This is a genomic window from Actinomycetota bacterium (assembly GCA_035536535.1).
Lineage (GTDB): Bacteria > Actinomycetota > JAICYB01 > JAICYB01 > JAICYB01 > DATLNZ01.
On record DATLNZ010000109.1, the window covers coordinates 1 to 14,557 of the forward strand.

Consider the following 14,557-nt stretch of genomic DNA (forward strand, 5'->3'; position numbering starts at 1 on the left):
CGCGCCGTTCGCCGCCGCGGTCTTCAGGTCTTGGAGCGCGGCCTGAGCGGCGCTCGACGTCCGGATGTCGTAGTCCGCCCCGAACCGGCGCTCGAGATCTCTGACGAGGTGTGCGCGCTCCGTGGCTGGCGTTTCGACAACGAAGATCTGAGGATTCGCGTCACCGGTTGCCGCCACCCATCGATGCTATCCGCCCCCGAACCAGTTCGGTGACGGGTCGTACGGGGAGGGGTCTACTTGAGTTGACGACGGCGTTCACAAATGCCGTTCTCTCGCCTTCGTCGGGTCGGCCCGTCCAGTTGGGCCGGCCCCCGGTGTGATGTGGGTCCTGGTGTAGCTGGATCGGATCTTTTGGCGCTAGCGATTGAGAGATGATGGCTCGAGGACACAAGGCGTGCGAGGCTGACGTCGTCGAAGAGAGGGGGCGGATGCACTATGCAGATCGTCTCGATCGCGAGTGAGTCGGTCATCAACTGCAGGCATGCGCTATGAGTGCAGAGACCGAGATGGATCGGCGCCTCCAGGCCGCGCAGGCTGGTTTGCTCGCGCAGCACGCGCCCGACACTCATATCCGCCGCGTGCGGTGGTCGCGGGGACATACCCAGGTTCTAGAGGCCGGCGACGGACCGCCTGTGCTTCTTATCCACGGCGGCCTGGACAACGCGTTTGTCTGGGTGCCGATCCTTCAGACGCTCGCCCGGAGCCGTCACGTGCTCGCTGTCGATCTCCCGGGTCACGGGCTAGCGGACCCTTTCGACTACAGCGGTGAGGACCTGCTCGACCTGGCGCGCACGTTCCTTCGCGACATCTTGGACGGGCTCGAGTTGCCAAGTGTCGATCTAGTGGGATGCTCCGTGGGCGGGTTGTGGTCGGTTGTCTTCGCGATCGACGATCCCGACCGTGTTTCGCGGCTCGCGATTGTCGGCGCACCTCCTGGGGTGACTCGCTCGGTCCCGAACCAGCTCCGGCTTCTCGGCCTACCGCTCATCGGGCGGCCACTCGGCCGGCTATTGATGTCCAATCCGACACGTGAGGGCAACCGGAAGTTCTTAGGACAAGTCGCCGTCGTGCATCCTGAGAATCTCACCGACGAACAACTCGATGCAGACGTTGCGAGTCAGCGCCGAAACATCGGTAGCCACCTCAGCCTGATGAGTTGCCTGATTGGCCCTGGTGGTGTCCGCCGACGGCTGATCCTCGGCGAGCGCTGGCAGTCGCTCAGCGTACCGACTCTGTTCCTACTCGGTGAGCGGGACGCCTTCGTCCCGCCCAAGATGGAGAAGGCTTGGGAAGCCATCATCGCGCGGAATCCGAACATTCGGATGGTGCGCATACCCGGAGCGGGGCACCTCGCTTGGCTCGACGCCCCCGAGCATGTCGTTCGTGAGATCGAACGCTTTCTCGCAGCGTAGTTGGGCCTGTCAACGGCCTGGACATCCGCATCCTGCCCAGCAGGGCGAGTGCTGCGCCGGCTCCAGCGGATCTCACCATGAGCTACAAGGGAACAGAAGAGCCGCTGGTCCACCGAAGGGCCGGAAGTTGGGTCCGCGGAAGCGGTGAAGTGTCTACGATGTCGCGACACATCTGTCCACGATGTCCCGCGACATCACACGGTGGGCGTGGCAGGAATCGAACCTGCGACCCCCTGGTTGTGATCCAGGTGCGCTAGCCGCTGCGCCACACGCCCATTGAGGTCCGATCCTACCCGACCTGGCCCCCGGGTCCGGGGGGGGTCAGGGGAGTGGAGGCGGGAGGCTGACGTCGATGTGCTCGACGTAGGTCGAGCGTGTCTCGCCGACCTGCATCAGCCTCCACAGCGCGTCGAAGCTGAGCTTGATCACCTGGTGGTCGGAGTCGCCCTCCCAGCCGTGGCCGACGGTGGGGGAATCCTCGGACCAGGAACCCTGGCCGGCCCCCGACCAGATCGGGCCCATCAGGTTGTTCGACAGGAGCGTTCCGGTCTTGCCGTTGCCGCGCCCCAGGATCGTGTGCAGCTCGGTGTTGACCCCGACGGCCCGCAGAGCGGCCGCCATCTCGCGGCTCTGGTTGTAGGGGACCGTCCCGTCGTCCAGGCCGTGCAGCAGGATTGCTCCCTTGAGATAGGACATCTTCGGGGCCTGGGCCACGTTGGTCATGGCCGAGTATGCGTCCGGCCTCTGGGCGAGCGAACCACCGGCCTCCGCCTCGATGTCCACGACCGCCTTCTTCGCCGTCGCGTTGTGGTCCTGAACCGCGTAGGCCAGCGTGTACTGCTCCGTGAGGTTGTGGACCCCCTCCGCGGCCACCAGGTAGTCGAACAGCGGTGAGCCGTCGGCTCGGACCGCGTCGGGGTGGGCCAGGGTCACGCCGGCTGCGTTGGCCCCCAGGCTCGGCGCCATGGCAAAGACCTCGCGGATCGACGGGTTCTGGGCGATGAGGTGCCTCGCGGCGGCGATCGAGTCGGCGGCTGCCGACCTCATAAACCAGCCTCGGTTGGTCACCGGGTCCTGACCGGTGTAGTCCATGGCGACTGCCACCGCTCCGCGATCGGCGGCGGCGCGCAGGTGGTTGCGCCAGGCGCAGGTGTTCTGCTGGTAGCCGTGGAACATCACCACCAGCTGCTTGGGCTCGGGGTCCGCGGGCAGGACGTACCGTCCGGACGCCAGACCTAGGTTTTCGGTGTACAGGATCCGGTCATCCGACTGCTTTTCCTCTGGCTTGGTGATGTAGTCACAGCCGAAGGCGGCGGAGGCCGGGGGCGCAGCGAGCAGGGAGCAAACCACGGCGCATGCGATTAGAAGGGCTCTGACTCTCATGGCGCTAGGGTTCGGCGCGGGGGCCGAAAATCCTGCGCGACGAGGGAACTCACTTCGAGTCGTCACCCTTACCAGCGCTCGGCGCCCTTTCGGATCGGCGCGCCGCTCTCCCGAGGGCCCGCGCACCGTAGAGCTCAGCGCTCGGCACCGAATCGTATGCCGGCGCCACCCCCGAGCTTGCGTCCATGGGCGACGAGGCGGTGCTCAATGGCGCCATCCAGACAGCGCAGCTGTCAGGTCGTAGGCACGACCCGCGACAGAACCGAGGAGAGGGCTTGCTCCAACGGTAGTCCGGCCCCCTCGGACCAAGCGGCCTCCAGCTGCCTGACGTCCAGCTCGCGGCGGACGCGGTTAAGTCCGGATGCGTAGTCGTCGTCCATGTGGGGCCAGCGGACGAGTCCGGTCCTGTCCCGCGCCGCTTGCGCGGCCCCCATGAGAACCGCCGCCTCGCGCGCGCGTCCGGACTCGGTTTCCAGTCCGGCCAGTGTCTCGGCCATCGGGATGAGGGTCATCGGGACGTGGGTGCCCTCCGGAGCTAGAAGCGTTTCGACGAGGATCTTGTGCGCGCGCTGGGGGTCGCCTTCCGCCCGGGCGGCTCTCGCTGCGTGCAGGGCGACGAATGACGCAAAGCCGTTGGTTCCGAGTTGCGTGCAAACCTCCTGCATCTCGGCAAGCGCGCTCGCGGCCTCGTCGATAAGTCCCATGGCCTTGGCGCTCTCGTACTGCACCATCAAGGCGAGTTGCAGGTAGACGTGCACGCCGAGTCGGCGCAGGTGGCCGGCGGCGAGGCGCGAGCGCTCCAGGGCGCCTTCGTAGTCCGCCGCGAGCAGCCGGGCTATGCACGTCCAGCAGCCGGCGTACCCGGCTATCGAGGACTCGTGCATCTCCTCCGCCGCCGACTCCGCCTTTGCGGACGTCGCCAGCGCCTCGTCCGGCCGTCCCGCGACGGCCTCCAGCAGAGCCGTGGTTGCCGTCGAGAAGGCGATCCAGAAGCCGAAGCGCATCCGTTCCGAGTCGTGCAGCGAGAAGCGGAGTCGTTCGCGAGCGGAGTCCAGCTTCCCGTGGAGCATCTCCATGGTGCCCAGGACGCACACCGGGGGGCCCAGCGTGTGGAACTCCCCGGTCCCGGCGGCTTGCACTGCCCGCTCGAGGCGGCTGCGTGACAGGGACCAGTCGCCCAGGTGAAGCGCCGCGATCCCGCCCAGGAAGTGCGCATGCGCGACCGCGAAAGGCTCCCCGCTCGACTCGGCCAGAGCCGCGCACTCCCCGGCCAGGGGGGCCGCGGCTGCCGGGTCCACCACCGAGATGGCCAGGGCGTTGACGGCCGTGCACAGCGCTGCCGTGACGTCGTCTCCGGACGCTCGCGCGAGCGGCAGCGCCTTGGCGGACATCTCGAGCTGCGTCTGGATGTCGCCGAAGAAGGTGGCCAGCCAGCTGATGCTCCAGTAGGCCCGCGCCCGCAGGCTCGCCGGAGCGTCGGGTGACAACTCGAGCAGTGTCTCGAGCGTGTGCCTCCAGGCGGGCATGAAGGTCTGCGCGTGGTGCACCCCCGTCGGGATGTTCAACGGACCCACCACGGCCGACGGACGGGCCAAGGGGATGGCCAGCCGCAGCCCGTGCTCCGCAAGTCCGGGCTGCTGTGCCCACCGAAGCGCCTCCCAGAGGTTGGCCCCCTCGCGCCGGAGGAGCACGGTCCGGTCGTGCGTTCTCTGGGACCAGCTGTCGTTGGACTGCGACAGGTTCGCGAAGTACTCCAGGTGCCTCGTCCGCAGGGCGTCCTCTTCGCCGGCTCCCTTCAGCCGGTCGAGCGCGAACTGACGGATGGTCTCCAGCAGCCGGTACCTCGACTCGGCCCCCGCGTCGTCCGGCTGCACGAGCGACTTCTGGGCCAGGGAATCCAGAAGGTCCAGCACGTCCAGCGGACCGATCGGATCGAACCCGCACACGCCCTCGGCTGCGGCGAGGTCGAAACCGCCCGCGAACACCGACAGCCTTCGCAACAGGACCTGCTCGCTTTCCCTGAGCAGGTCGTAGCTCCACTCCACGGAGGCCGACAGCGTGGACTGACGCGGCAACGCGGTTCGTGGGCCGGCCCCCAGAACCCGGAACCGGTCGTCCAGGGCGTCGGCGATCTGCTCCGGAGACAGGACCCGGACGCGCGCCGCGGCAAGTTCGATCGCGAGTGGTATGCCGTCCAGCCGGCGACAGACGGTGGCGACCGCGGACGCGTTCTGCTTCGTCAGGTCGAATGACGGCCGTGCGCGCCGGGCGCGGTCCACGAACAGGCGGATGGCGTCCGGGAGCCGGTCCTGTCCGGTGGGGACCGCCTCGTCGTCGTCCGGCACCGGAAGGGACGGGACCCTCCATACGAGTTCTCCGTCCACCTCCAGCGACTGCCGGCTCGTGGCAAGGATCCTCATGTCGCGCGTGCCCGCCAGCAGCGAGTGGACGAGGGTGGCGCAGGCGTCGATGACGTGCTCGCAGTTGTCCACGACCAGAAGAGCCTTGGTGTCGGCGAGGCGGGAGGCGAGCGAGGAGGTCGTGGGGCCGGGATCGGGAGTGAACCCCAGGGTCGACGCCACGACCGTCTCGACGTCGGACGGCACCGATACGGCAGAAAGGTCGATGAACCAGATCCCGTCCGGGAAGTTGTCGGTCATGCGGCCCGCGGCTTCGATGGCGAGGCGGGTCTTGCCCGCTCCGCCGGATCCCGTCAGCGTGACGAGCCTGTTCTCACCTACGAGGGTGAGGACCTCCTCGAGCTCGGTCTCCCGGCCGATGAACGAGGTGACCGGGACCGGCAGGTTGTGCGTCGACTGCTCGTCTCCGCGCAGGGGAGGAAACTGGTCCGCCAGGTTTCGGTGGCAGAGCTGCCAGACGTGCTCGGGACGGGAGAAGCCTTTGAGGCCGTGGAGGCCGAGGTCCTGCAGAGCGCAGTCGCCGGGGAGGTCGTCCACCACCAGGTCCCGCGTCGTGCCGGACACCAGTACCTGGCCCCCGTGCGCCAGGTCGCGCAGCCTTCCGGTCCGGTTGGCAGCCGACCCGACGTAGTTGGCGCTGTCCCGGAGCTGAACCTCGCCTGTGTGCATCGCCATTCGCACCCGTAGGGGCTTTGGCGTCCGCCACTGCTCGGCTCCGATCGCCAGCTGCAAGTTCAGCCCGCAGGCCAGGGCGTCGGTGGCGCGGGAGAAGGCGGCGACGAAACTGTCACCGGCACCCTGCTCCAGGGGCCGCACTCCGCTGTGGCGGGCCACTGCCTCGTCCACCAGCTCGTCCAAGCGCGCGACGGCGGACGTCATCGCCGCGCGGTCGGACTCCCAGCCCTCGACGGACCTTTCTGTGTCCGCCATGAGCAGGGTGACGGTGCCCGATGGGACTTCGGGGGCCCGCTGCTCGTCGTTCATGCGTCCACCGTCCGCAGCCAAAGCTCGCCCCCCGATAAAGACACCTACCTCACATTGTGGGCAACGGGGATGGCTCGCGTGCGTCCGGGGGGCCGGGCGTCAGTCGCGCCCCGGCCCCCCGGACCGCTTGGTTCAGGTGGTGATCAGCTGCGCGGAGGCCGCAGCCGAGGACCCCACTCCGTTGACGGCTCTGGCCGTGACGCGGTGCGTGCCGGGGCCGGCCGCCTTGTAGATGAAGGTGTAGACGCGCCGCGACGCGTCGTACGTGACCATCGAGGGGTCGACGACCGTCCCGTCGACCTCGAACCGCACGGAGCCGATGCCCGACCCGGGGTCTTCCGCCGAGGCCTCGACGGTGATGTCACCGGCGACGACCGCCACCGTGCCCCCGGAGGCGACCTTGGAATCCAGGACGTAGAGCCCAGGCTCGGGCCTGGTGATCGCCACCTGGGGAGCGCTCGTGTCGATGGTCCACCTGTGGGACGCCGGCGACTGATCGGTGTTTCCTGCAGCGTCTACGGCACGGACGTCGAACAGGTGCACGCCCTCGGCCAGGCCTGAGTAGCTCTTGGGCGACGTGCACGCGGCGAAGGGTGCACCGTCCAACCGGCACTCGAAGCGGCTTCCGGCCTCCGACACGCCGAACTGGAACACGGCGTCGGTCCCGGACGTGCCGGCCGGGGGAGCCGCAGTGATCGACGTCTCGGGAGCGACGGTGTCAACGGTCCATGTGCGCGACGCGGGCGACGCGTCGGAGTTGCCGGCGGCGTCCGAGGCCCGGACGCGGAACGTGTGGCTGCCCTCGGACAGCTCCGGATAGACGGCGGGGCTCGTGCACGGCTCGAATGCCTGGGCGTCCAGGGAGCACATGAAGTAGGTGCCCGTCTCCGTGGACGTGAACGCGAACGTCGCAGTCGCGGAACTGACGGTCCCGGAGGGCCCGGAGGAAATGGACGTGTTCGGCGCCACGGTGTCGACCGTCCAGGATGCCGCGGCCGGCGCGGAGTCGACGTTGCCGGCGGAGTCCGTGGCCCGGACCTGGAACGTGTGGGCCCCCTGCGTCAGCCCGGTGTAGTACCGAGGCGAAGTGCAGGACGTAAAGACCCCTCCGTCCAGTGAGCATCGGAAGGTGGAGCCGGCTTCGTCCGCCTCGAACTCGAAGGTCGCGCTCGTCGAGGAAGCGGCGGCCGGGGGCTTAGTGACGAGCAACGTATCGGGCGCCACGGTGTCCACCGTCCACTGCCTGGAGGCCGGTGTGGGATCGAGGTTGCCGGCGGCGTCCCTGGCCCTCACCGAAAGCGAGTGGCTCCCCTGGGCGAGGCCGCTGTACGTCTTCGGCGACGTGCAGGCCTGAAAGGCTGCGCCGTCCAAGGCGCACTCCAGCGTCGCGCCCGACTCGGTCGAAGTGAAGGAGAACGTCGCGGAGGCGGAGGCCACCGGGCCGATTGGACCGGACGTGATCTGGGTGTCGGGGGCGATGCCGTCCACGGTCCACCGGTGTATTGCCTCCGACGCATCGACGTTGCCCGCGGCGTCCATCGCCCTGGCGCGGAATGTGTGCGCGCCTTCCGAAAGCGACGTGTACGAAGCCGGAGACGCGCACGGGGCGAAGGGGGCCGCGTCCAGAGAGCACTGGAATGAAACCTCGACCTCGTTGGACCTCAACTCGAAGGATGCGGCCGACGAGTTGACCAGGCTCGCGGGACCCCCTTGAACGGTCGTGTCGGGGGCCGTCACGTCGGCGTCCCAGGTACGGGACGCCGGCGTGGCGTCGGTGTTGGCGTCCGCGTCCACCGCCCTCACCAGAAGCGTGTGGCGCCCCTCTTGGACGGTCAGGCTCAACGGGTTCGTGCAAGGCATGTAGGGAGCCGCGTCCAGGGAGCACTCGAAGGCGACCTCCGCCTCGTCGGACGCGAAGGTGAAGGAGGCCGACGTGGACGAGACCGCCCCGGCCGGGCCCGTCAGCAGCGTTGTGTCGGGAGCGACGGTGTCCGGGTCGAGCTGCCAGGTGTCGTCCAGCAGCGCCGACTCACCCTGGCCGCCGAAGACCACGATTTTCGCGCGTGCGGCGTCGTAGGCCATGGAGTGCTGGTACCGGCCGGGCGGCGACACCCCGGCAAGCCTTTCTTTCCACGAGATGCCGTCCCACTCCCACGTGCCCGTACCGGTACCCGGGACGCCGCCGTAGACCACGAGCCTCTTTCGCGAAGTGTCGAAAGCCATGCCGTGGTCCCGTCGCCCCGGCGGGGTGGGCGAGGAGGCGTGCCTGCTCCACTCCGTTCCGTTCCAGCTCCAGGTCTCCGACGACGCCTCGTCGCCGGTTCCGCCGCCGAACAGCGCCACCGATCCGGGCGGCCCGAACCAGGCCATCGAGTGGCCCCACCTCGCTGCCGGCGCGACCGCGACCGTGGGCTGGGTCCAGCTCGTACCGTCCCACTCCCACGTATCGCCTAGCGTCGCCGTGCCGTTCGTCCCTCCGAAGAGCACGAGGCGGCCCCTCGTCTGGTCGTATGCCATGGCGTGCGCGTACCGCGCCGGAGGAGATGTGGCCGGAGTTCGGTTGGTCCATGCCGTGCCGTCCCACTCCCAGGTGTCGTTGAGGGACGTAGTCCCGGACCACCCGCCGAACAGGATTATCTTTCCGCGGGACGAGTCGTAGGCCAGAGCGCCCCTGAACCGGGCGGGTGGTGAGACCGCCGCGGACAGGCTTCGCCAGCCGGTGCCGTCCCAGATCCAAGTGTCGTTGTGGGTGGCCGTCGCACTTCGGCCCCCGAAAAGAACTGTGTGGCCACGGGTGAGGTCGTAGGCCATGGCTGCGCCGGAGCGGGCGGAGGGCGACTGGAAGCCGAGGCGGGACCAGGACGAACCGGCAAGGCTCCAGGTGTCGCCCAGGTAGCCGGGGCTGGAACCGCCGAACGTGAGCAGCGCGGTCCGTGCGCTGTCGTAAACCAAGGCATGGCTCCCGCGCGCAGGGGGTGATGCCGTGGTGGTGACCTGAGCCCAAGAGGTGCCGTTCCACTCCCAGGTGTCGTTGCGGTAGCTGCCGTCGTGGCCTCCGAACAAAACCGTCTTGCCGCGTGAGGCGTCGTAGGCCATTGCGTGGCTCGCGCGTCCCGAAGGCTGGGCTCCGAACCGCTGGCCCCAGGAAGTCCCGTTCCACACCCAGGTCTCACGCATGTACCCGAACGGGACCCCCCAGCCGCCGAACATGACGACCTCCTGACGGCCGGCGTCGTAGCTCATCGAATGCGATCGCCTGGCGCCCGCGGGGGCTGCCGATTGCGTCCACGTCGTGCCGTCCCAGAGCCAGGCGTCCCCGAGCAGCCCGGTCGCAGTGGACTCGCCCCCGTACAGAACTACCTTCGAACGAGCGGCGTCGAAGGCCATGGCGTGCCAGATCCTGAAGTGGGGGGAAGTGGCCGGAGCGGCCGGGGTCCAGTTGGTGCCGTCCCACAGCCACGTGTCGCCGAACTGCGTCGTTGCGTTGCTCCCGCCGAACATGACGACGCGGCGTCTGGCCGAGTCGTAGGCCATCGCGTGGTTCGCGCGGGCCGGGGGCGAGGTTGCCGGCGTCAACTGCCGCCAAACCTGCCCGTCCCACTCCCACGTGTCACCCAGAGCCGTCCCGTTGCTCCCGCCGAACAGGACGGTCCGTCCCCGGTCGGAGTCGTAGGCCATGGCATGCGCGTCCCGGGCCGAAGGTCCGGCCAGGGGGCCCTTTTGCACGTAGGTGAACGATGCTCCGGCATGCGCCGGCTCCGCCAACACGTTCAGCGTTCCCAGAATTGCCACCGACACGGCGGCCGCAAGCATGCGGCGGCCTCCCCAGCGTCCGAACATGACCCGCTTCCTCCCTTGGACTCTGCTGCCCCGGTACCTCAGCCCGGCAGCGGCGCGTTTCCGTGCTCGGCAACCGTGATCTCGATCCCGAACACCTCCGGCCACGCCGCCCGCAGGGTTTCGTCCGACAGCTCTATGTGGTGGACGGTGATCCCGTGGTTCCGCGCGGCGGCGAGCAGCTGCTCCTCGCCGTCGGCGGACACGACCACCCCGCAGTCGCACCGCAGCCTCTTGACCATGACTTTGTCGTCCGGCTCAGGGGACGTAGACGTTGACGCCCGCCGAGACCGTGTTGTGAAGGCTGCCGCCGCCGGCGCCCGTGAAGGTGGCGTTCGGCGCCTGAAGCACCGCGACTGCCGTGGCGTCGCGCCAGGTGTGGACCGACTGGTGGAAGTAGGGCGGCGGGCTGCTGTACGTGGACATGTTCGGCGTCCCCGTGGCCACCCCCTCGACGCTGAACACCCACGTGCCCTGGGCGTTGGTGAAGGTCCCCGATGCCGTGGCGGTGTTGAGCGCGGGGTCGATCACGACCGAAGCCTCACCGTTGATGTAGGCGAAGCTGTTGGCCTCCTTGTTGCGAACCCACATGTAGACGTGCGAGTAGGGACTGCTGGACACCGTTGGGGGAGGTCCGGAGCTGCCGGCGGAGAATCCCAGATAGGCGTCCATGGAGAACTCGACCTTCGGGTCGGAGAACCTGGCGTAGAAGCGCAGGTACGGGACCTGGGCGCCGGCGGTGTAGCGGGCGGCGGTGGCCGGCGGGGCCCCCGCTCCCAGGACGGTGATTGCCAATGCGATCGCAAGTGCAAGCCTGACCCGCTTCATGGTTCCTCCCGTGCGTGTCCGTTGCGCGGCCGTTGCCCCAGCGCCGCATGCTGGGACCATAGGGGTGCGCGGTTGGCGTCCCGTTAGAGGAGCGTTAGAACGACGATGAGCCTGAAGGTTTGCCTGCTCGGCTCCCTGTCCGTCGAGGCGGACGAAGCCGTGCTGACCGACCGCGATCTGCCCGGCCCCCAGGGGCGGCTGCTGCTGGCCTACCTGGCTTCGGCCAGGCACAGGGCCGTCCCACGCGACGAGATCGCCGACCTGCTCTGGGGTGACTCGCCCCCGGCCTCCTGGGACAACGCCATTCGGGTGCTGATCAGCAAGCTGCGCTCCCGGCTGTCGTCGCTCGGGGTGGACGGCGGGGAGCTGCTCGTGGGGGCGTTCGGCTGCTACCAGCTGCACCTCCCCGAGGGGGCCGAGGTGGACCTGGAGACGGCCGCGTCGTCCCTGGACACTGCTCTGCGCGAGGCCGGCGACGGCAACCCGGACCGCGCATGGGCCCGCGCTTCGGCCGTCCGGGAGATCGCCTCAAAGCCGCTGCTGCCGGGCGAGGAGGGTCCGTGGCTGGACCGCATGCGCGGCGAGCTGCGCGACCTCGAGGTCCGGTCGCTGGAGCTGATGGCGAAGGCGGCACTGGAGTCCGGACGCGCGGACGACGCCCTGGACGCTGCCCAGCAAGCGCTGGACCTCGAGCCGTTCCGGGAGAAGGTCCTGGTGACTTTGTTGCGCGCGCACGAGGCGCGGGGCAACCCGGCCGAGGCGATTCGCGCCTACGACGCCTTTCGCGTGCTGCTCGCCGACGAGCTGGGGGTCGAACCCGGACAGGAGGCCCAGGCGGTGTACCTCCGGCTGCTGCGCGGCGATCCGCCGGATGCCGCGGCGGCCGTCCGGCCCCCGGTCACTCAGGGGAGCCTGCCTTCTCCTCTCACTTCCTTTGTCGGCCGCAAGTCCGAGCGCGAGCAGCTCGCGCAGTCCCTGGACTCCCACCGGCTGGTGACCCTGAACGGCCCCGGAGGTACCGGCAAGACCCGGCTGGCCGTACAGACGGCGTCGGACGTCGGCCCGCGCTTCGATCACGGGGTCGCCTTCGTGGATCTGTCCACGGTGACCGGCGGGGGCATGGTCGCGGACGCCTTGGCCTCCGCCCTTTCGGCCTCCTCCGCGGACGTCGATGCTCTCGTCCGCCGCCTGGCGGGACGCAGGGTCCTGATCGTCCTGGACAACTGCGAGCACGTCGTGGATGCGGCGTCTTCGATGATGCGGTCGCTGCTCGGGTCGTGCCCGGATCTCACGGTGCTGGCCACGAGCCGGGAGCCTCTGGGCGTGCCGGGGGAGTGCGTCTGGCCACTGCAGCCTCTTCCCCTGCCCACCGGCCCGGCAGAACCCGCGCTCGCCGAGGTCGACTCCGTGCGGCTGTTCGTCGAAAGGGCCCGGCTCGCCGCGCCGAAGTTCGATCCGGGACGCGAGGAGCTCGCGGACATCGCGTCGATCTGCCGGCGGGTGGACGGGCTTCCGCTGGGTATCGAACTGGCGGCGGCGAGGCTGTCGGCGATGTCGGTACGCGAGATCTCCGGACGGCTGGACGACCGGCTGGATCTGCTCGCGAGTCCGGACCGGGGCGCGCCCTCGCGGCAGCGCACGCTCGAGGCACTCCTTGATTGGAGTTACGACCTGCTGGATCCGGCGGAGCAGGGGCTCTTACGCCGACTGTCGGTTTTCCAGGGGCCCTTTCTGCTCGAGGGGGCCGAGGCGCTGGCCGCGGAACCGGACGGGCGTCCGGCATTCGACGTTCTTTCGTCGCTGGTGCTCAAGTCGCTCGTGTCGGTCGAGCCGAGGGGAGGCACTACCTGGTACCGGATGCTTGAGACCACCCGCCGGTACGCGACCTCCAAGCTGGATGCGGCAGGCGAGTCCGGGCCGGCGCGCGACGCCCACGGGCGCTACTTCGTGTCGGTGGCCGAGGACCTCATCGCCTCCCACCCTTGCGTCGTTGAGCCCCCGTCGAAGCTGTCTCGGCAGCTCGAGGACCTGCGCCGGCGGAAGCTCTCAGTCCAGCTGGACGACATCCTCGCCGCGATCGATCACACGCGGCGGCTCCGCAACCCGGACGGCGGACTGCTATATCTCGCGATCCTGTTCGGGCTCGCTCGCGGGACGCGCACCCGGGAGGCGCTTGACGTCCTGGACGATGCACTGGACCGGGAGCCCGGCGCCGACCCGCGCGTCGTAGCTCTCGCGCACCAGGCGGCGGCGTCGGTGGCGTCCGCCACGGTAGACTTCGCGGAGGCCCGGCGGCACCTGGATGCGGCCGAGCGCATATGCCGCGACGGCGCGAACCCCCACCTGCTTTCTCGGATCCTGCTCTCGAAGGCTTCCATCGCCGACGCCGCGGAGGAGTCCGCGGCGGCCGTCGGCGAGGCCTTGGAGGTCGCGCGTGGCAGAGGCGACGACGAGCTGATCGGACACTGCCTGGAGATCCAGGCGTCGCTGGCGGCGCATCGCGGGGACAGGACCGCCGGCGCCTCTTTGATCGAGTCGGCTCTGTCGGCGCACAGCCGGGCCGGCAACTCGGAGGCCGAGGCGGTGTTGCTGACCGGGCTTGCGTACTCCGACTCGGGTCACGGCCGGCTCGACCGGGCTCGGACGCGCGCCGAGCGGGCGCTGAGCCTGTCCAGAGCGCTGCACAATGCCCAGCTGAGCTTCCGATGCGGATACGCGTTGCTGCACATCCACCTTCTGACCGGCGACCCCCGCAGCCGGGCCCTTTACGAGGAACTTTGCTCGGTTCTCGGCTCGATGGAAAATGCAGACTCCGGCTCCCTTGCGTGGTCGACCGAGAGCCTGGCCGCCGCCGCTCTCGCGCTGGGCGACCTCACGCAGGCGAGAGACCTCGCGCGCACGAGCCTGAAGATCACCGTCGGAGCTCGCGGTCCCAGGTTTGCCAGCTTCACGACGCGCATGCTGGGCATCGTCCTTTGTCATCTGGGGGCCTACGACGCGGCGGACGACACGCTCAGGGAGTCGCTTCGCCTCGCCCGGGTGTACGACGACCCGGGACAACTGGTCGCCGCCGCTCTTGCTCTGATGGCGCTGTACGCGAGCGTGGGCCGCCGTCAAGAGGCCGAGGACCTCGGACGTGAGGCCGTCGACGCCGCGAGGGGGTCGGGCAACAGGTCTTTGCTGGCCGGGGCCCTTTCCGAGGTGGCAGTGCTTTGGGCATCGGCCGGCGACGCCGGATCGGCCCGCCGCTCGATCGCCGAGGCAATGAGCATCCACGCGCAGGTCCCGATGGCGATGCCGGCGCACCTTCTGTCCTGCTCGAAGGTCGAGGCTTTGGCGGGCGACGCTTCGGCAGCCCGCGCCAGGGCGGTCGAGGCCCTGTCCGCGTCCGCCGGGCTCGGGGTCTTCGATGCGGTCCGGGCGCTGGAGCGGATCGCGCGTATCGATGCACAGCAGGGACGTTTCCGAGCAGCGGCGGTTCTGTTGGGCGCGTCCACAGGATTCCGCGACCGGTCGTCGCAGCCCCTGCTCCCGTTTCCCCCCGAGGAGCGAGTGGAGGCCGAGGGGGCCGAAGCACAGGTTCGCGACGCGCTGGGAGCCGATGAGTCTGAAGTCGCCTGGAGTCAGGGCGAGTCGATGTCCATGGCGGAGGCCTCGACGCTCGCCTCGGAGGCGAGTGTGGATGCATAGACG

General features: G+C 69.2%; 7 protein-coding genes and 1 tRNA gene. 2 read left to right on the forward strand and 6 right to left on the reverse strand.

The window, feature by feature from the left end; translation table 11 throughout:
* Nucleotides 1-488: 488 nt before the first annotated feature.
* Nucleotides 489-1,412 carry an alpha/beta hydrolase gene (locus VNE62_07340; protein HVE92098.1) on the forward strand — a complete coding sequence of 308 codons (924 nt, stop codon included), beginning with the start codon at nt 489-491 and terminating at the stop codon, nt 1,410-1,412.
* Between the two features lie 202 nt (nt 1,413-1,614).
* Here VNE62_07340 and VNE62_07345 read toward each other — a convergent pair.
* The 6 genes from VNE62_07345 to VNE62_07370 form a co-directional block, all read right to left on the reverse strand.
* Nucleotides 1,615-1,687: transfer RNA gene (locus VNE62_07345), tRNA-Val, on the reverse strand.
* A 46-nt stretch (nt 1,688-1,733) separates the two neighbouring features.
* On the reverse strand, nt 1,734-2,795 hold the full coding sequence (locus tag VNE62_07350; GenBank protein HVE92099.1) for a prolyl oligopeptidase family serine peptidase: 1,062 nt from the start codon (nt 2,793-2,795) through the stop codon (nt 1,734-1,736).
* A gap of 233 nt (nt 2,796-3,028) precedes the next feature.
* Nucleotides 3,029-6,199 carry a hypothetical protein gene (locus VNE62_07355; GenBank protein ID HVE92100.1) on the reverse strand — a complete coding sequence of 1,057 codons (3,171 nt, stop codon included), beginning with the start codon at nt 6,197-6,199 and terminating at the stop codon, nt 3,029-3,031.
* A 132-nt stretch (nt 6,200-6,331) separates the two neighbouring features.
* The gene (locus VNE62_07360) at nt 6,332-10,039 is read right to left on the reverse strand and encodes a kelch repeat-containing protein (GenBank protein HVE92101.1); all 3,708 of its coding nucleotides are present in this window, start codon (nt 10,037-10,039) and stop codon (nt 6,332-6,334) included.
* Between the two features lie 38 nt (nt 10,040-10,077).
* The gene (locus VNE62_07365; GenBank protein ID HVE92102.1) at nt 10,078-10,278 is read right to left on the reverse strand and encodes a hypothetical protein; all 201 of its coding nucleotides are present in this window, start codon (nt 10,276-10,278) and stop codon (nt 10,078-10,080) included.
* A gap of 16 nt (nt 10,279-10,294) precedes the next feature.
* Nucleotides 10,295-10,864, reverse strand: coding sequence for a hypothetical protein (locus tag VNE62_07370; protein HVE92103.1), 570 nt, complete (start codon nt 10,862-10,864; stop codon nt 10,295-10,297).
* A 105-nt stretch (nt 10,865-10,969) separates the two neighbouring features.
* Between VNE62_07370 and VNE62_07375 the strand changes: the two genes are divergently transcribed.
* A complete protein-coding gene (locus VNE62_07375; GenBank protein HVE92104.1) occupies nt 10,970-14,554 on the forward strand; it encodes a BTAD domain-containing putative transcriptional regulator in 3,585 nt (1,194 codons plus the stop codon).
* Nucleotides 14,555-14,557: the final 3 nt, after the last annotated feature.

Bases quoted from the DNA above. Each gene is read 5' to 3' on its own strand.
- VNE62_07340 (HVE92098.1), top strand. From the start codon at position 489: ATGAGTGCAGAGACCGAGATGGATCGGCGCCTCCAGGCCGCGCAGGCT.
- VNE62_07350 (HVE92099.1), bottom strand. From the start codon at position 2,795: ATGAGAGTCAGAGCCCTTCTAATCGCATGCGCCGTGGTTTGCTCCCTG.
- VNE62_07355 (HVE92100.1), bottom strand. From the start codon at position 6,199: ATGAACGACGAGCAGCGGGCCCCCGAAGTCCCATCGGGCACCGTCACC.
- VNE62_07360 (HVE92101.1), bottom strand. From the start codon at position 10,039: ATGTTCGGACGCTGGGGAGGCCGCCGCATGCTTGCGGCCGCCGTGTCG.
- VNE62_07365 (HVE92102.1), bottom strand. From the start codon at position 10,278: ATGGTCAAGAGGCTGCGGTGCGACTGCGGGGTGGTCGTGTCCGCCGAC.
- VNE62_07370 (HVE92103.1), bottom strand. From the start codon at position 10,864: ATGAAGCGGGTCAGGCTTGCACTTGCGATCGCATTGGCAATCACCGTC.
- VNE62_07375 (HVE92104.1), top strand. From the start codon at position 10,970: ATGAGCCTGAAGGTTTGCCTGCTCGGCTCCCTGTCCGTCGAGGCGGAC.